Origin of the sequence: Vibrio sinaloensis (assembly GCF_000808535.1) — a bacterium.
GTDB classification, from domain to species: Bacteria; Pseudomonadota; Gammaproteobacteria; order Enterobacterales; family Vibrionaceae; genus Vibrio; species Vibrio sinaloensis_D.
The window spans coordinates 32090-49394 of record NZ_JWLV01000007.1 but is presented as its reverse complement, the minus strand read 5'-3'; the positions used below and the strand labels follow the sequence as shown (position 1 = coordinate 49394).

The window sequence follows — 17305 nt, the reverse complement described above, 5'->3', positions numbered from 1 at the left end:
CAGTTAAGCGATTGACTTCCAAGCACTTGAAACGAATAGGTACCCTTTTCCTCTCACAGTTTGAATTTTCACTGCTGGGTTGGAATCATCGCCAAGTAGCTTGCGTAAGCGAACGATTTTGTTATCAATAGTTCGGTCTAAGCCATCGTATTCAATACCACGCAACTCAAGCGTTAATTTGTCTCTTGATAGCGCTTCATCTGGGTGAGTGGCCAAAAACCACAACAAATCAAACTCACTGTCTGTCATGGCAATGTTTTGACCATCGAGTTCGCAGCGCTTGTACGTTTTTCTTAGCACTAAGTTGTCGAAATGACGCTCATTCTCGTTTGTGTCCAACTCGGGTTGCTCCACCCTGCGTAGCAAAGTCCTTACCCGAGCAAGCAACACTCGCGGCTTGATCGGTTTGGTCACGTAATCATCAGCGCCTGTTTCTAAACCTGCCACATGATCGAAATCATCATCACTGGCAGTGAGCATTAAGATCTTACCTTTGTAATGAGCACGCGTCTGTCGACAAATTGTAAGCCCGTCCATGACAGGCAACATCAAATCCAAAAGAACGACGTCAGGTTGGTTGTCGATGATATAGCGAGTTGCTGTTTCACCATCATCCAATGTATCTACGGCAAAACCTTGCGTTACAAAATAATCCTTAAGCATTCGTTGGAGTTTTAAATCATCTTCAACGATCAGCATTGAATGTTGTTTTATCGAGTTATTCATTAGCAAATGGGCTCGCTATATTTTATGGGATGTGAAATCCCGAACTGCTTGAATTAGCTGGCGCAATGAGGAGCGCAACCGCCATTTAATTTGTGAGCGTATTGTAACGGCATGCTCATACATTTCCATACATGAACACGACAGTCAGTGTCCATTTTTGAGAATAGAATTCCTCACATCAAACCTAAGGGGAAAAACAATGAAACATCTCAAATCTATTTTGTTAGCCGCGCCTTTACTTGTTCTAGCTGGCTGCAACTCTGGCTCAAGTTCTAATACAAATAACAACGTCGATAAAAACTCGAAAGTCACCAAACCTGCCGCGGACTATAAGTTTTCGCAAAAAGATGTAGATGCTTTGATGAGCGATCGCGAAGTTTTTTTTGACGCTTTACGTGTCACTTATGCGGGCACATCCTATGAAAACGTTCTGTTTGCTGAAAGCATGAGTGAAGAGATACTGGTGATTAAGCTCGCTGATGCCGACAAAAACACGATCGACTTAGTGCTGTCATCTGACGATGCGATGGATTGTATGATTTATCGTGCAAAAGAACCGGTCCAAGGTTTCAAATGTGACGAAACCAAACAGTCAACATCAGGAGAAAACACATTAATCCAGTCGACAATCACTGGCTCATCGACCTCAATTCAAGTCGAATTTAACGTTGAGGCACCAGAGTTTCTGCCAAGCATTGGCTCTACTGTTTTAACCGCTACGCATGCTGACAGTAAAGTGGACATCGTGACCTCATTTGCGTTTAAGGATCTTTATCGCGATGCGTTTAGCATGACCAGTGACAAAGAACGAATTCACTCGACGCTTGGAGCGACAACCTATCTACAACTCTCTGATATCGTCAAGAATTACTCAGGTACAGAGATGACATTCAAGTTCAACAACAACATTGGCGGAAGTGCGGACGACGACATTAACCTCTACACTGGCCTGATGATTCACGACAACAATATGACCACAATGGTAACGAAAACTGGATCCGTGTTCTCGGGTGGAACGGACCTCTTTGCTGCGGGTAAAAAGCGTGTTCTACAGCGTAAGAATGCTATCGACGCGTTTGAGGGCAACAAGCAAGTGGGTGTCCATAGCTGGGCACAAGGCGATAAAGAGGCAAAAGCGTTCCCATTCACGCACGAAAGCCACCGCAGACAAGCCACTTTCTTCAATAAAGTAATGGGTGATAAAGGGATTGATTTTTATCTCTTCACTTTAGATGCAGCACCTGCAGCTGGTGAACACTGGATCACGAAAGCGGACTCAGACAAGTACGGGTTTATTACTGAAATCCAATAAATCCGACCCACATTGTGATAACGTGCTGGCACCTTGTCGGCACGTTTTTTTTAACCAGTAATCGACACTCCTCTCAAAGTCACCATGACGGGCCAGTTCAACCTTACATTCAATCTGCAACAGGTTGTTTTGCTTACCAAATAGTGACACCCTCAATCAATAATAAACCAGAAGGAGTCTCCCCCGACTATGGACATTATCTTCGTCAGACACGGCGTACCCGATTATGCATTGAGTGATGCCAGGCAAATGACCCAGCTAGAAAAAGACTACGCGCCACTGGATAGAGCACATCTGCGCCCCATTCACGATTTGCCGGATCAGTTTAGTAAATTTAACCCCGACGCCATCCTCTCATCTCCCTACACGCGTGCTCTTCAAACGGCCGAAATCATAAACCGAAAGTTAAATTTAGAGTTATTCGTCGAACACGATTTACGCGAATGGAAAGCGGACAAGCTGGGCGGGTACATATCACTGGAAGAAAGAGATCGCCGCTGGCTAGAATATCGAAACGCACTCAAACAGCGCGCCTGTCAACCCGAAAAGAGTTATGAATCTCACCAAGAATTAAGATCAAGGGTGCTCAATGTGTTGGAAAGATACGCCCACTACTCTACGGTGGTTGTCGTATCTCATTTCAACGTATACGAGAGTTTGGTCGGTCATCAAGAAAACTCCATGCAATGCGCTGATTACCGATTGATGACACTGCGAGACTGCACCTAATTGCGAGTATGATATAAGACAGGCTGACACACAGCCTGTCATTTAGCGGCTTGTTAACAAGCTAAGCTTTCTTGACAAACTTCGCGGTGACCATCATTTCTCCGGCACCATCCACTTTACAATCAAGCTCGTGATCTTTACCTTCAACGATGCGGCGCACAACAGCCTTCGTGCCGATTTTTAAGACCAGTGAACTGCCTTTCACTTTCAGATCTTTTGCCAAAGTGACTTTGTCCCCTTCCTCAAGTGCTGTGCCGTTGGCATCTTTAGCAATGAAAACACTCTCATCGATTTCTGTTGGGTTCCATTCATGAGCACATTCAGGGCAAACCAATTGACTTTGGTCTTGATAAACATATTGAGATTGGCAATTAGGGCAAGGAGGTAATGACATCATTTTTCATTTAATCAAAGAATTGTACGGGCATGATAATGGCAGCGATATTACCGAGTCAAAATCAATTGCCCGTTTATACTTTTCAACATCGAACAAATTTCATTAACGTTGAAAAGGCGTGAGATCAATCTGCTCGATTTCACATACGGCTTGGATGGTAGGGTGATGGGATAACTTGCTCAAATACGCCGAGAGATGAGTATACGCCATCGGTGATCGTTTAGCGGGAAGTGACCACTCAGCCAACATAAACAAGAAGAAGTCACATGCCGACAAACGCTCGCCGAGCAAATATTCATGAGTTTCCAACTGGGCATCAATAATTGCCAACGCGTCTGAAATACGTGCATCTTGAGCTTCAATGATACTTGGGATTGCAGTTTCATCCGTAGTGTGACGATGGGGATAGTAACGGACCATCAGCTCAGCTTGCAGCGTGTTATTCAGGAACGCTAACCACTGAAAGAACAAAGGACGAAGCGGGTCGCCGATGGCAGGCATTAACCTTGACTCTGGGTGCTGCTCACAAAGGTGGATGCAGATTGCAGGGCTTTCAAATATTGGGAGCCCTGAATCAACTAAGGTTGGGATTCTTCCTGCAGGATTGAGCTTTAAATACTCCGCCGATTTTTGCCCATTGGACTTTTTATCCACCAGCACCAGTTCGTATTGAGCCCCCATGTGGTGAAGTAGAAAGTGTGGTACCAAACTGGCGTTATTCGGATAGTAGTAGAGAGTGTACATAGGTGTTATCAATCCTTGTCTTTTTGGTCTCCTCGACCTGTTAAACCGTTATTTCGATTCGATTACCACCTGGATCAAGTACGCAGCTTTCATAGTAACCGTCGCCAGTTGTCCGAGGTCCGTCGATCCTTTCGTAACCATCATCGACTAACCTTGCCGTCATTTCATCCACCAATGCTGTTGAACCTACCGAAATTGCAATATGAATCAAGCCTCTAAACTGTTGGTAAATGTCATCTTTCGACTCAGGAATCGAGGGCATTGCCATTAACTCCAAACGAGATCCCTCTGAAAATGTTAGGAAATAGGAAGAAAACTGTTTGTTATGGTTAACGTACTTATCACTCGATTTAGCGTTAAAGTACTTGATGTAGAAAGCACGGAGCACTTCCAGTTGTTCGGTCCAAATCGCAACGTGTTCAATTTTCATAATGACTCCTTTTTGACTATTCCCTACAGACTAATCACTTTTCGGCAGTCAAAATAGAGCGTTTATTTACGCTAATCGATTCCTGTTTTCTGCTCCACACCGAGTGTGGCTAACAAAAAGTTTTCTTATCGAAATGAGGATTGTCTACCGAGACCTCGAGTTGCACGATACTGTCGAGTAAAACGTAGCTCGAACCATTCGCCGTTTCCAGTAGCACACACTCTTCCTTGTTATCATTGCGAACCGTATCAATGGCCGTGCCTTGAACCTTGTCTCCGGATTTTAAGGTCAGCACGACTGGGTAACGAAACATGCAAACTATCTCGATATAATCATAATCACTGCAACTGATCATTCTGCCCTCCTTAATTTCAGACTAAAACATATACCCTAGCCAATCTACATGACCGGAAGGCCATGGTTTTTCGCTCATTGGTTTCACATAAAGTTCATCTAGTTCTTCAACCGCCACACCATAGTTTCGATGCTGATGAATTCTCAACCAAGACTGCGTAGCGGTAATCTGTTGGTAACCACTAGCCAAATAGAACTCTTTTAAGTCAGAGATAAGAATAACGAAATCAACTTGTTTGGTGCGCGCAAATTGCTCGACACCTTGCAACATTTGACGACCAATTCCTTGTCCCCTTGCGTTTTTCTCAACGCAAAAATCAATGACACCCAGAACTTTTAAGGGCTGCCCATCAACACTGATAACCCGGTAATCTAACCCCATATAGCCAATCAACTCGCCACCTTTCATCTCAAGTACCCTCACATGGGGAAGCTGCTTCAAGTAAGACGATGTGGCTTGGTGTTCAACAAACGAATCATTTCTCAGTTGGCGGATAAGATGATGCTGTTCAGGTGTCACGTCCAACTCATGAATAAAGTCCATATCTATTCCTAATCATTAATCGTTAATCGTTAATCGTTAAACTAGGAAATCAATAACTTTGTATGTTCCTAGTATTGTTTTTGAATTGAAGTGCGGGAAACATAATACAAAAAGTCGCAAAGCCAAGAACTTGTTGCCCACCAAGAAAAGCAAAACGAGCACATTCACAAAAATGGAATTGATCAGTGAGCAATAATTCGCCATATTGATGTCAATGTTTCCCGAATAGTGCAAGGAACACATGGACTATTTTCTAGCGGTCGTGCTGTTTGCCATCTCTTCTTCAGTAACTCCTGGTCCAAACAATATTATGATGATGGCATCGGGCGTCAATTTTGGAATTAAGAAGAGTTTACCTTTGCTGACTGGTATCTGTGTCGGCTTTTCAGTCATGCTATTGTTGGTTGGACTTGGGTTTTCTCAGTTATTCGAGCTCTTTCCTAGCTTACATTTCGTCATCAAGTGCACTGGCACTGCATACCTGCTTTACCTAGCCTTTCTGATTGCTCGCTCTACTGGAGATATAAAAGGTGAACAACAAGCGCAGCCTCTGTCATTTACTAAAGGGGCTCTCTTTCAATGGGTCAACGCCAAAGCATGGGTTGTTGCGACTGGTGCAATCGCCGCATTTACCAGTGTCGAAGCAGACTTTGTGGCGCAAAATACACTTATTGCCGCCACTTTTTTTGTCGTCTCTTTCCCTTGTGTCGGGGTTTGGCTCGCGTTTGGTTCTTTGCTTAAAAAATGGCTAAACAAGGCTGAACAACGTCAACGATTCAACTGGTTTATGTCTGCGTTGTTAGTTGTCTCTGTACTGCCAGTGATACGAGAAATTTTCCTTCACGTGTCGCCAATGAGTTGACGTACTTCTCTACCTGTGGAGTCTTACGAGCGCCTTCTGATAATACTCCGCATAGTCACATCACCCACCATGTACACTCACTTCTCGCCCGTGAGTTCTAAGATAAAACTGGCGCTCCCGAATATAGAGATAAAGAGGCAAACCTAATGAAACACCGACAGCCAGTGTGCCCAAGATGGGATAGATCACTCCCTTAACTTGATTCGTTTTACTGTCTGTGGCGATGAAGGTTAACAAGCACAACGCAGCGACAACAACGTCTAGCCATGCAAATATACTGATGGGGTTCGCTGCCGCTTGCTCTAGCAAAAAGCCAATATTCAAGCCGTTCTCCAACAACCACGGCAACAGTGCCCCGTATGGGATGGCTATACCTAGCACACTGAACATCAAATACACATGTCTCATCAACACTCCTTGTTCACAATTGTTTTCAACGAATTTGCTTCCAATCGCTTCTCAATATCGCAAAAACAACCGTATCCCACCAACGCTGCTTAAAAAAGCGATTTTCTCTGAAATGAGCCTCCTGCTTCATTCCCAACGAGCGACAAAGTCGAATCGCCCCATGATTGAGACTGATTGTTTCCGCGTAAACACGGTGAATATCTAGCTCAGAAAAACCAAAATTAACGAGAGCATAAGCCGCTTCTCGAATAAGCCCCGCTCCTTGATAGTCACGAGATAAACCACACCCTATAGAGGCTTGGTTGTCATTTTCGACTCTCAAGCAGACCGTTCCGATAAACTGCCCATTCGCCTTGTGTTCAATCGCAAGTTGATAAGACGTTCTAGGATGCTCTTTCGCTTGGGCGACAAACAATTTGGTTAACTCTTGATACTTCGAGGGAGAACAATCCGCTTCACTGTAAAATCGCTGATACTTCTCATCCTGTGAGATAGCGACAAATGCAGCCTCATCGGTGTCCTGCATATCCCTGATAATCAAATGTTCTGTTTCTAGTCTAAACACTACTCTTCCCTGATCTTTGGTTTACTAAGCTGTTCCCATGCGTATTCTCGCAACACGCGCGCATTGTCTGCAACCTCTTGGTCACCGCATTGCGCTCCTCGATAGTGAATGAGTGGGCTCGAATAAATAGGGAGAATCCTCTCCTCATAACTCATTACCGTGCCCGCATTTTTGCATGTATAAGCTCTCGCATAGCGTTTTAACTTATCATGAAACTTCTTCTCTACCGCAAGCTTCAACGTCCCTTCCATACTCGGGAAGGGCCAAGTGTCTTTGTGCTGCGCCCAGGCGAGGTGACCAAACTCATGTTCTAATACGTGAACCTTTGCAACATCAGAGAGTAATACACTGCGGCTACCATCGTTGTTCAAGTCAGCGATTCCGGTTGTACCATCATCGAATATCGTGTGCTCATCGCCAATGACAACAACATAGTAATGGTGTATGTCTGAGTGGTGCTGCGCCATTTTGTCTGCGCCAACCGCGTCGAGCAGTCGGTAATAAATACCGTATTCGTCTTCCTGACCCGATAGATTGAGATCTACCGACAGCATTGCGTCGAGTGTTCTACGCATCGGGATACAAGAATTATCGAGCACCTGATTCGCGTATTCGATCGCAGCGGTCAAGCGGTTTTGAAGTTTTGGAGTAAACGCGCCCCGATCAACGTAAAAGGTGATGGTCGTATTCAATCGTTCAGTGATGTCGCATTTGGGAAGTTCGAGCTCGTCGAGCAAGAGCTCAGTTCTGTCAGGTCGGTAGGTGAACAAGAAAAGCGTTACTAAAACGCTCACCAATACCCATTTCGTTTTATTACTCATTTGAGATGATATCTGCCTTATTGGCTATGACTTGAATGTCTGCCCATTCCTATCCAAATCAATAGAGCCTCAAATAGAAGTGTGTTGATGTGGATTTAAATAAACAAATAGCCTCTGACTGAGGCTATTTAGCGTTTAGTGAGCTGTTAGGCTTTTTACCGCCAAGACTTGAGCATCAAATAAAACTTCGTCTTGATGCGCATAAGATTTGGCAACATTCACCCACTGCAACCCCGTTTCATCAACGTGTTTAAACTCCACCTGCAAGGCATATCGCGAGCAACGCAACACTGCAAACAAAAAACCGAAGAGTGTCAACGCACCGGTTGTTGCTTGTAACCATAAGGGAGCAAGCATTATATCCGGCACCGCAAGCCATAAGCCTCCAGAGAATAAGGCGATCCAAAACACGATTTGTGCCAAATTATCCATCAAGGTTAATCGCTTTACTCGTATATCGTTGATTCGCTTGAGTGGGTAAGCATCTTTCTTAAACTTGAACTGACCATCGTTAATAGAAAAGTCGCAACTCTTATACATGATGTGTTTCCTTTTACTGGTTAAAACGGTAAAAAAATCGAGTAAAAGATCTACACTGTCTGCTTAGAATTTGCCGACTCGACCCATTGAGATCGCCATTCAGGGGCTGGGTAGTTATCTGGCCAGAACTCAGTTTGTTTGACGATTTTACCGTCTACAACCGTATGAAACGTAATGGCTCGGTCGATGCGACTCCCATCGGTGACGGATACATCAGTCACGACCTGATTTCCCTCGACCACGATTGTATTCAGAGTAAAGTGCCACAAGCCTTCACTGGGGTATGCACTGTTTAGGGCGGCGAAGTTCTCTCGACCTTTAATCAGTTCATTCGACTGGGGCCAGTAGCATTCAAACTCATGCTCGCATAGCCATTCGCTTGCCGCTGTGAAATCATTCGTTTCCATCGCAGCCCAATACGCGAGTACCACCGCCTTCGAATCCATCTCGCTTTTCATTTGATAACCCTAACTGACTCAGCAACCTTATTATTGCCCGCACATATAACCATAATTCATATGAATATAACCAGCTAAAAATCAGAGTTACGGATCACACTTTTATCTCCTCCACCCAAAGCAAACGTTTGGCTAAACATCTGATTAAAAACGGCTTGTTACTCAATTGTTCACAGATTGTCCATTTGCGACCCACCTCTAGCTATTTCCCTGTTTTTATTGAGAAAACAAATAGCCCTGGGTTGATTTAGCAAAATTCATGTTGCATCCTCTATTACGCAACTAATTTCAATAACAGAGTATTATTGATTGATATCAAACATTTAGGATAACACTATGCGAAGCAGACTTACGATTAAGCACAAATTGGCCTTACCAATTGTGCTGTTGGCGGTCATCATTGCGATTACGACCTTGGTTAACGTACTTCAAGCCAATCAACAAGAATCGTTGAACGAGCAACTTAACAAGGATGTTCAGCCCGTCATGGAGGCCCTTGAAGACGGCTACCGTGACCTCTATCAAGTAATCACCGCTGCCCAAGGGTTGATGTTGGCAAAAAATCAGCAAGAGGTTGACTACAACATTGCTGAGTTTAAAGACAACGCCTACAAAGCAGAGCCACGTCTAAGTCAGGTTCGCGAACTTATTAGCAAAGGCTACCTGCCTCAAAACCAACTTCAAGTCGCAGACCAGCTCACCAAAGCGACAAATACTTGGATCAGTTTGTATGAACCAATGTTTAGCTCCCCAAGTAGCGCAAATGACTACTATGAAGCGAATCAAACTAAGCTGGACGCAGAGTTTCAAATCATACGCACCAACTTACGTTCGATCCGTTCGATGATTGATGAGGTTCAACTTGAGCTGCGTGCACAAGTTTCTGATTCCATCTCTTATAGTAAGTTTGTACTCGAGTTTGGTGCAGCTATCGCCGTTGTATTGGTCGTTCTTTCATTCTGGATCTCTCATCGACTCGTGCTTGTCCCAATTAAGAATATCGGGGTGGCGATGCAAGACATTGCCAGCGGAGATGGCGACTTATCGAAACGCATCGACGTGACCAGCAATGATGAACTGGGTAAGCTCGCCGAAGGATTCAACTCATTTGTCAGCCGAATTCACTCAACAGTAGAACAAGTCATTGTGTCATCGAATGCGGTTCGCGCTGAAATGGAGAACATTAAGTCGTTAACTCAATCCGTCGCTGAGTTCTCTGGCCAACAGCAGCAAGAAAGTGAAATGGTTGCGACTGCAGTAAATGAGATGCAAGCAACCAGCCAGACGGTAGCATCGAATGCGGAAGAAGCAGCCCTAGCAAGCACCAAAGCCAATGGCGAAGCGACAAACACCGATAAGATCTTGTCAACAACGGTTGGCTCTATCGAAACATTGGCCTGTGAAATCGACAACGCGAGCCAAGTCATCCACAACCTTGATGCTGATGTCGGCAACATAGCCTCGATTCTTGATGTTATCCGTGGCATCGCTGAACAAACAAACTTGCTGGCGTTGAATGCTGCGATTGAAGCCGCTCGTGCTGGGGATCAAGGGCGTGGGTTTGCGGTGGTTGCGGATGAGGTTCGATCACTCGCGAGCAGAACGCAGGAAAGCACCGGTGAGATTCAAGCTATGATTGAGAAGCTTCAAGAAGGCGCACGTCAAGCGGTGACGGTAATGGAAGCCAGTAAAGAAAGTGGTCAGCAGACAATTTCAAGTGCGGGCAGTGCATCGGACTCTTTGAAAGAAATTATGGCATCAATCTCGTTGATGAATGAGATGAACACACATATCGCCACCGCTGCAAGCGAGCAAAATAGCGTAAGTGAAGATGTGAACAACAATGTCGTTCGTATCCTAGACAACAGCAATCATATGGTAGAAATGGTAAGCAGTGCCGAAAACGCGTGTTTATCGCTTTCAGCCCAATGTGAAACGCTTGACAACTTAGTCGCTCAATTCAAGGTCTAAACCGACGCAAATCGGCTTATATAACATAAACCTCAGTGACTGCACTGTTCGTGTGGTCACTGTTTCCTTGCCAAGAACTCCCGCTTCTCCCCCACTACTCATGGCTCGATCGGGCTCAGCTCCAATATTGTGGTATTAAGTTCATCCATAAATGTAGGATGACGATTGAGGTATTCTTTGGAGATGTAAATACCGAAAGCCTTTTCCGCCTGCAAAATCACATCATAACTTGGGTTATCTTCAAAATGATGGTTAAACACTTCTTCAGCGACAAAGACGGCATCGACGGCTCCGTCGTCTAGCTTAGCAATCAATGAAACAATATTGTCTGCGGGGTCGATACGCTTGTATCCTGATGTCTTAAGCCACTTATCCGTATTGGTATTGAGTAAGCTAGCCACTCTAAACGCGGAATCAGGAGAGGCAGAGAAATCATGCTCGCTCCCTGTTAACACGACCCACACCCAGCGATTAATCATGAGAGGAAGGGAAAAGACCGCGTGCTCATCTCTCTCTGCGTTTTTTGACGCCATAAAGAATCCATCAGAACGGCCTCTACGCAGCTCCGCCAGCGCTCGGCCATGGTTTGAACCCAGTCTGATGCTGTACTTCATGCCCATGGTATCCAAAATTGCCGTCACTTTATCGATACCGATGCCTACCAATTGCCCATCTTGATCCATCGTTGTGTAAGGCGGGAAGTCCGGCAGGAAAAACCTTATCTCGTCTTGTCCATAAACAAGCGGACTCAACAAAAATAAAATCGTCGCTACATACCGTCTAAATAGCTTGGCAAACATGAGAGCACCAATAATGAAACATACTAATGACTATAGGCTGATTTTGTCGCTATCCCCAAGTATGGAGTTGAAAAACCACACAAAAAGCCCTCTGAGTAAGAGGGCTAAGATAAATTGCGAACACGTAAAGCGTACAATGTAATGTTTTGTCTGTAAGCTGGCTAAACCACAACCTTAAGCTGCTTGCATTTTTAGCCGTTCAAAATGACGAGGAAATACATTTTTGATATGTCGCTGTTCTTCGACCATGTTTTTAAAAGAAGGGCCTTTTTTGAGCTGTACAATCACTTCATCGTTGTCAAAGCGCAAAACAGCACCTTCGATAGACACTTCACAATCGTTGTGCAGTGAAAGTACACCTTTCATCGTCAACCCTTTATATAGGCTGCTTAAATTATGCATAAGTACACGAATACCACCCTCGGACACTTCTGTCACGTGGTACAGTTCTTGTGAAAAGCGAACGCAAGGCCGGCCCCGCTTTGGGTACTTAAGGCGATAAAATTTACGCTTTTGCTCCATGTCACTCATGATCGTGCTCCTTTAACCATAAGTCTCCAGCTATCTCATTAGTATAGCGCTTTACTCGTTAGCTACACGTTACCAGAGTTTAAAAATCAATTCACTACTCATAATTATCGACCATTGCTCCCGCACCTTTAGATAAAAGCGTTGAATATTAAATCCTTACCTAAACAACTCAGTCATAAGCCATTGAAAATAAAGGATTTAAATCCAAGGCAAATCGCTTTACTTTTCAGAGTGTTAGACGTACATTCCGTTCACTTTCTTATCTGTGAGCAAGAGCATGTCTGAGCAACGTTTAGGCAATTGGATGGCCGCTATCTCGTTCTTTTTATGGGGAATTCTCCCTCTTTATTATCAATATTTACCCAAAGCCGCGATGGATGAACTACTCGCCGTTCGTCTGTTGGCTTCCATTCCGTGCGGCTTCATTATCGTGCTTGCAGTCACAAAATCGTTACCAAACTGGAAAACGATTTGGGCAGACAAGTTTTCACTCAAGTTAACCTTCATTGGCAGCTTGATGATGTCTATTTCATGGACAGCTTTTACATGGGCGATGACTAACGACCGAGTGATCGATGCCAGTCTTGGCTTTTTTATCAGCCCATTAATGATGAGTGCGCTCGGTGTGTTCGTATTAAAAGAAACACTATCGACAGGTAAAAAAGTCGCGCTTGTGTTGGCGTCTATCGGACTTAGCTACCAAGTTGTTCAATATGGTCAGTTGCCAATCATTGCGCTTAGTATGGCGACCTTCTTCACTTTGTACGGCTGGTGTAAGAAACGTATTCGTTACGACTGGAGCACATGCCTATTCATGGAAGCGGTTGTCATGCTTCCTCTTGCATTTGGCTATTTAGTTTACAAAGAACTGGCCATTGGCACTGAAGTCTTGCACATGGGGTGGGAAACATTCGCTCTCTATTTTGGCGCCGCACCTGCCACGCTCATCCCGTTAGTGTTCTATTCCATTGCAATTCGCTTAACGACCATGTCAACGGTCGGTCTCATGCAGTACATTGAACCGTCCATTCAATTCATGATCGCAGTATTTTTGTTCGGCGAGATCTTTGACGAAGTAAAGCTGGTCAGTTTCAGCTTTATCTGGGCTGGATTACTGTTCACGATTCTAGAATCGATACGGGGACGTTACCGTCTCAACAAGATATAAAAAAATCCCCTTTCGGGGATTTTTTATTAAAGCTGAACGTCGAGCATACCCTGCCACATCAAGCCAACCGCCAATAATGCCGCCACACTCAAAATACACGCGCCGACTCTCTCTTTGCCATTGAAAGGGTCAATCCCCTGCTCTCGCTTTGCTTGAATGTAAAAATACAGACCAGGAACATAGAGTACCGCGGACAAAAGTAAGTAGTTCAAACCAGAGGCATACAGAAGCCACAATCCATAAATCGTTGCTCCAGCGCCTACTAAAAGCAAGCTGCCGCGGTTTTTCTCTTCGATGGCGATTTTCAGCACAAATGCCCCGACTAGGAAATACGGTACCAAGATCATCTCTGACGCGATAATCAACAAGGTGTCGTAAGTACTGCCTGCAAACATCACCACAATGAGTGAAATCTGAATCCATACGTTAGTTAAGGTGAGTGGTTTTACTGGGCTTCCCGCTTGGTTCAGCTCACCATATCTTGATGGGAACATTTTTTCTTTCGCGCAAAGGTAAGGTGCTTCAGAAGCCAATACCGTCCAGCTTAAAAACGCACCACATACCGAAATCAGCAAACCGACGCTGATAATGTATTGCCCCCAAGGGCCTAATATTTGCGTTAAAACCGTCGCCATGGAAGGGTTTTGATACGTTGCTAGCTCTGTAGGTTTAACTACGCCCATGGATAATAAGGTAACAAACACATAAATCGCCAGCGCGGTCAGCAAGCCAAGGATTGTCGCTCGACCAATGTCTTTGCGGTTTCGAGCACGACTCGACACCACGACCGCCCCCTCAATACCAATAAAGACCCACACAGTCACCAGCATAGTACTTTTCACTTGTGCTAAAAGATCATGCTGATCGCCAAAATGCACGCCCGTGAAGTCCAAAGTAAACGTATCCCAGCTGAACGCGACAAACGCGCAAAATACAAAAATCAGTAAGGGAACCAGTTTGGCGTATGTGGTGACCATGTTGATCAAAGCAGCGGTTTGAACACCACGAAGGACTAGAGCATGAACCAACCACAGCAAGCAAGAAGCACCTGCGACCGATACCCAAGTATTACCCTGTCCGAAGATAACGTTATCTGGCGTATCGAAAAGCATGCCCAAGGTACTGAAAACAATCACCAGATAAGAGACGTTTGCCAGCATTGCACTGAGCCAGTAACCCCAAGCGGAACAAAAACCGACAAAGTCACCAAAGCCTTCTTTTGCATAGCCAAATACACCGCTATCGACATGAGGTCGATGGAACGCGAGTTTCTGGAAAGATAACGCTAAAAAAATCATACCTATGCCTGTGATTGTCCAGCCAATCATCACAGCTGCAGGGCTTGCGACAGACGCCATATTCTGGGGCAAGCTAAATACACCAGCACCGATCATTGAACCAATGACGATTGCCGTAAGCGAGCCCAAGCCAAGTTTATTATCCATTTTTATTATCCGAGGGAACAGGTTTCTCTATTTTGGGAAGACGCATTTTACGCCTAAAAAACGCTAAGAGGCAGATCAGGTGTGAGCGATATCGCATAGATTGGGAGTAAAACCGAACTTTCATTGTTACTGATCAATTCCGGCGCCGCATTATATGAATTTTACTCTGCCTTACAACTGTAATTTAAAAGAATAACACCAAATAACATCGATATATGGAACATTTCACTAACATGAACACATTGGTTGAAATTATGAAAAGAAGAAAAAGGCATCATTAGAGTGACTAATTATCCACAAATCAACAGAAATAATGCGAAAAACTCTGAATTAATCAGCACAAGGTTTCAGATAGTCTAAACTGAAAGAAGCACTCAGTTACAGCCACTGAGTCTCCATTACTTCCTGTGTTGCGGCCGCTGTTTGGTGTCATTGTCAAAAATTACACTAACAACACGCGGTCTTTTTTTTGCGCGCAATAAAGCGAAAGGGAAGCGCTGGGCTTCCCTTTGTTTGAAATTAATGAGATCGCTCACCTGAGTTGGGCGAGAGATCAGTTGGTTTATATATGTCGGCTAACGTACGCTCTTTCACTTTTTTACTGCGTTTAACCGATGTGAAATCAGAATTTTCTTGAACACGGATCGCTTGCTCGTGCGCTTTTGCTGATTGAATAAACTCAGGATCGGAAAGCGCCTTTTGACGCAGGCGGTTTACTCGTTCAATGGTTTCCCAGATCATATACCACCTCCTTCATCTGTTTATAAATACAGTATAGTTAAGTTCTGTAGATCGTCAAATAATACTGTGTATAAAAACAGGTTATCAAAAACCAGCGAAGCGACCATTTGGTTTTGCCTATTCCAATAATTAGTAAAGCCGATTAGACCGTCTTGGCGCTCTTTCATAGGATCACAACTATCCTGAACCAGATAGAAAAAAGTTATGAAAGCATTGGTTGTTGAAGGCGGAGCGATGCGTGGTATTTTTGCTGCGGGTGTCTTAGATCGCTTTATTGAAGAGGATTACTATGAGTTTGATTTTGCCATCGGAGTGTCTGCTGGGGCATCAAACCTTGTTGGTTATTTGTCTAAACAGCATGGCAGAAGTCAAAAAGTGATTTGTGAATTAGCGACTGATAGAGCGTTTTTCAATCCAAAACGGTTCGTCAAAGGCGGAAATTTGGTGGATGTAAAATGGCTGGTTGCTGAATCGAACAAACGCTTTCCTCTTGATGACGCGACGTTATTCTCAAACCTCCCTCTGATTGCCACAGCAACCAATATTGAAACAGGCAATGCGGAGTATTACCAAGTAAATAAAGAGAACATCACTGCTGTGCTTGAAGCCACCAGCGCGCTGCCTATTGCCTATAAAACCACACCATGCTTTTCTGGCGGCTGTTATACCGATGGCGGAGTGGCGGACTCCATTCCTGTTATCGAAGCCTACCGCCAAGGTGCAAACGAGATCACCGTCATTCTCTCTCATCCACTCAGCTATGAAATGCCACCTATGCGTCATTCATGGTTGATGGATAAACTATTGGCAAAGCAGCCAATGATCGCCAAAGCCATGGCACAAAGAGCTAGCCGTTATAACCAATCGCTTGAGTTCATCCGCAATCCACCGACTGGCGTCACGGTACGTGTGATCGCCCCCGATGATACATTTAACGTTAAACGATTGACCATGAATCACAACGTTTTAATGCGGGGCTATGAGATGGGTAAGAAAGAGGGAGCAAAACATATCGCGAGCCGCGAAGGACGATTTGGTTTAACCAAAGAGAACTGCCATTTTTGCTTTTAAGATCAAATTGCCAAGATCGCAAACAACGCGATCTTGGTAAACGGTCTCTAGCGAGCAATATCAAGTTGGTTATCTTTTACGCCGTTAACGCGAAACCAACCTGCGATGCTAAAGCGCTCGGTATTGGTGGGCAATACTTCGTGTGGAAACTGCTCAGATAAGAACACAAACAGGCGACCAGACTTTGGTGGCAGGGTCATCAGCGGATTGTCATCTAAATCATACACAACCAACTCTCCGGCATCTTCCTCACTCCACTCGTCATTCATATAAAAGACCGTGGTCAGGCGACGGTTTTCATTGCCTTGAAAACAGTCCAGATGCTTTTGATAAAAATCACCTTTCTCATACTTGGCAAAGTGCGCTTCATATTCGAATAACCCCAAGAAAAAATGGCGATTCGCTTCCAAACGAATTTGCTCCATCTTGCTCAGGTAATTGGCGACGGGCGTCCCCATACTTGGTGTGAGCCACTGAATTTTGTCACTGCGAATGGAAGATTCTCGAGTCACTTCTTCATTGCGACCAATACGAGCTTTCTTCCAATTCTCAGGTATACACTCTTTAAGTTCTGAGACCTCTTGAGCGGATAGAAAATCATCCCAAACATAGTAGCCCTGAGTAAACAAAGCGTCGATAAGTGGGTTCATCATAATAGTTGTCCAATGAATAGATTCAGAGGACGCCT

General features: G+C 44.5%; 22 protein-coding genes. 6 read left to right on the top strand and 16 right to left on the bottom strand.

The genetic code is table 11. The features are described from left to right. Window positions 1–3 precede the first annotated feature (3 nt). A complete protein-coding gene (locus RJ47_RS05395; protein ID WP_038134741.1) occupies window positions 4–714 on the bottom strand; it encodes a response regulator transcription factor in 711 nt (236 codons plus the stop codon). Between the two features lie 211 nt (window positions 715–925). Here RJ47_RS05395 and RJ47_RS05390 point away from each other — a divergent pair, with 211 nt between their 5' ends. Together RJ47_RS05390 and RJ47_RS05385 are read left to right on the top strand one after the other, a co-directional pair. After that, window positions 926–2038, top strand: a complete 1113-nt coding sequence (locus tag RJ47_RS05390) for a hypothetical protein (RefSeq protein WP_039482203.1) — start codon at window positions 926–928, stop codon at window positions 2036–2038. Between the two features lie 189 nt (window positions 2039–2227). Next, complete coding sequence (locus RJ47_RS05385; protein WP_039482200.1) at window positions 2228–2767, top strand: histidine phosphatase family protein; 540 nt, start codon at window positions 2228–2230, stop codon at window positions 2765–2767. A gap of 61 nt (window positions 2768–2828) precedes the next feature. Here RJ47_RS05385 and RJ47_RS05380 read toward each other — a convergent pair whose 3' ends face one another. The 5 genes from RJ47_RS05380 to RJ47_RS05360 form a co-directional block, all read right to left on the bottom strand. Beyond that, on the bottom strand, window positions 2829–3161 hold the full coding sequence (locus RJ47_RS05380; protein ID WP_038213937.1) for a zinc ribbon domain-containing protein YjdM: 333 nt from the start codon (window positions 3159–3161) through the stop codon (window positions 2829–2831). 105 nt (window positions 3162–3266) lie between these two features. Then, window positions 3267–3908: a glutathione S-transferase family protein gene (locus RJ47_RS05375; RefSeq protein ID WP_039482196.1), complete on the bottom strand. Its 642-nt coding sequence runs from the start codon at window positions 3906–3908 to the stop codon at window positions 3267–3269. A 40-nt stretch (window positions 3909–3948) separates the two neighbouring features. After that, window positions 3949–4338, bottom strand: coding sequence for a VOC family protein (locus RJ47_RS05370; RefSeq protein WP_039482193.1), 390 nt, complete (start codon window positions 4336–4338; stop codon window positions 3949–3951). 109 nt (window positions 4339–4447) lie between these two features. Next, complete coding sequence (locus RJ47_RS05365; RefSeq protein WP_039482191.1) at window positions 4448–4693, bottom strand: Rho-binding antiterminator; 246 nt, start codon at window positions 4691–4693, stop codon at window positions 4448–4450. Between the two features lie 21 nt (window positions 4694–4714). Next, a complete protein-coding gene (locus RJ47_RS05360; protein ID WP_039479580.1) occupies window positions 4715–5236 on the bottom strand; it encodes a GNAT family N-acetyltransferase in 522 nt (173 codons plus the stop codon). Between the two features lie 241 nt (window positions 5237–5477). Here RJ47_RS05360 and RJ47_RS05355 point away from each other — a divergent pair, with 241 nt between their 5' ends. After that, window positions 5478–6098: a LysE family translocator gene (locus RJ47_RS05355; protein ID WP_039482189.1), complete on the top strand. Its 621-nt coding sequence runs from the start codon at window positions 5478–5480 to the stop codon at window positions 6096–6098. A 60-nt stretch (window positions 6099–6158) separates the two neighbouring features. On the opposite strand, the gene RJ47_RS05350 is transcribed toward RJ47_RS05355, so the two are convergent. From RJ47_RS05350 to RJ47_RS05330, 5 genes are all read right to left on the bottom strand, one after another. Further along, on the bottom strand, window positions 6159–6506 hold the full coding sequence (locus RJ47_RS05350) for a DUF2834 domain-containing protein (RefSeq protein WP_052131257.1): 348 nt from the start codon (window positions 6504–6506) through the stop codon (window positions 6159–6161). A 25-nt stretch (window positions 6507–6531) separates the two neighbouring features. Beyond that, the gene (locus RJ47_RS05345) at window positions 6532–7071 is read right to left on the bottom strand and encodes a GNAT family N-acetyltransferase (protein WP_039479583.1); all 540 of its coding nucleotides are present in this window, start codon (window positions 7069–7071) and stop codon (window positions 6532–6534) included. Then, window positions 7071–7892 (bottom strand): hypothetical protein, encoded by an 822-nt coding sequence (locus tag RJ47_RS05340; RefSeq protein ID WP_052237918.1) that lies wholly within the window; start codon window positions 7890–7892, stop codon window positions 7071–7073. Before RJ47_RS05340 ends, RJ47_RS05345 begins: the two co-directional genes overlap by 1 nt. Window positions 7893–8027: 135 nt before the next feature. After that, a complete protein-coding gene (locus RJ47_RS05335) occupies window positions 8028–8432 on the bottom strand; it encodes a hypothetical protein (RefSeq protein ID WP_039482187.1) in 405 nt (134 codons plus the stop codon). A gap of 50 nt (window positions 8433–8482) precedes the next feature. Continuing rightward, complete coding sequence (locus tag RJ47_RS05330) at window positions 8483–8878, bottom strand: nuclear transport factor 2 family protein (protein WP_039482186.1); 396 nt, start codon at window positions 8876–8878, stop codon at window positions 8483–8485. Window positions 8879–9226: 348 nt separating this feature from the next. Between RJ47_RS05330 and RJ47_RS05325 the strand changes: the two genes are divergently transcribed. Next, a complete protein-coding gene (locus RJ47_RS05325; protein WP_039482184.1) occupies window positions 9227–10861 on the top strand; it encodes a methyl-accepting chemotaxis protein in 1635 nt (544 codons plus the stop codon). A gap of 98 nt (window positions 10862–10959) precedes the next feature. On the opposite strand, the gene RJ47_RS05320 is transcribed toward RJ47_RS05325, so the two are convergent. Then, entirely contained in the window at window positions 10960–11661 is a 702-nt protein-coding gene (locus RJ47_RS05320; protein WP_072036317.1) for a substrate-binding periplasmic protein, read from the bottom strand. Window positions 11662–11835: 174 nt separating this feature from the next. Beyond that, on the bottom strand, window positions 11836–12192 hold the full coding sequence (locus RJ47_RS05315; RefSeq protein ID WP_038191908.1) for a PilZ domain-containing protein: 357 nt from the start codon (window positions 12190–12192) through the stop codon (window positions 11836–11838). 277 nt (window positions 12193–12469) lie between these two features. Here RJ47_RS05315 and rarD point away from each other — a divergent pair, with 277 nt between their 5' ends. Beyond that, window positions 12470–13360, top strand: a complete 891-nt coding sequence (rarD, locus tag RJ47_RS05310; protein WP_039482181.1) for an EamA family transporter RarD — start codon at window positions 12470–12472, stop codon at window positions 13358–13360. A 26-nt stretch (window positions 13361–13386) separates the two neighbouring features. Here rarD and RJ47_RS05305 read toward each other — a convergent pair whose 3' ends face one another. Both RJ47_RS05305 and RJ47_RS05300 read right to left on the bottom strand, forming a co-directional pair. Further along, window positions 13387–14805, bottom strand: a complete 1419-nt coding sequence (locus RJ47_RS05305; protein ID WP_039482179.1) for a basic amino acid/polyamine antiporter — start codon at window positions 14803–14805, stop codon at window positions 13387–13389. Between the two features lie 519 nt (window positions 14806–15324). Further along, complete coding sequence (locus RJ47_RS05300) at window positions 15325–15546, bottom strand: hypothetical protein (protein ID WP_038191902.1); 222 nt, start codon at window positions 15544–15546, stop codon at window positions 15325–15327. 204 nt (window positions 15547–15750) lie between these two features. Here RJ47_RS05300 and RJ47_RS05295 point away from each other — a divergent pair, with 204 nt between their 5' ends. Next, on the top strand, window positions 15751–16617 hold the full coding sequence (locus tag RJ47_RS05295) for a patatin-like phospholipase family protein (protein WP_039482175.1): 867 nt from the start codon (window positions 15751–15753) through the stop codon (window positions 16615–16617). Window positions 16618–16664: 47 nt separating this feature from the next. On the opposite strand, the gene RJ47_RS05290 is transcribed toward RJ47_RS05295, so the two are convergent. Beyond that, window positions 16665–17267 carry a 2OG-Fe(II) oxygenase gene (locus RJ47_RS05290; protein WP_038134730.1) on the bottom strand — a complete coding sequence of 201 codons (603 nt, stop codon included), beginning with the start codon at window positions 17265–17267 and terminating at the stop codon, window positions 16665–16667. Between the last annotated feature and the right edge of the window lie 38 nt (window positions 17268–17305).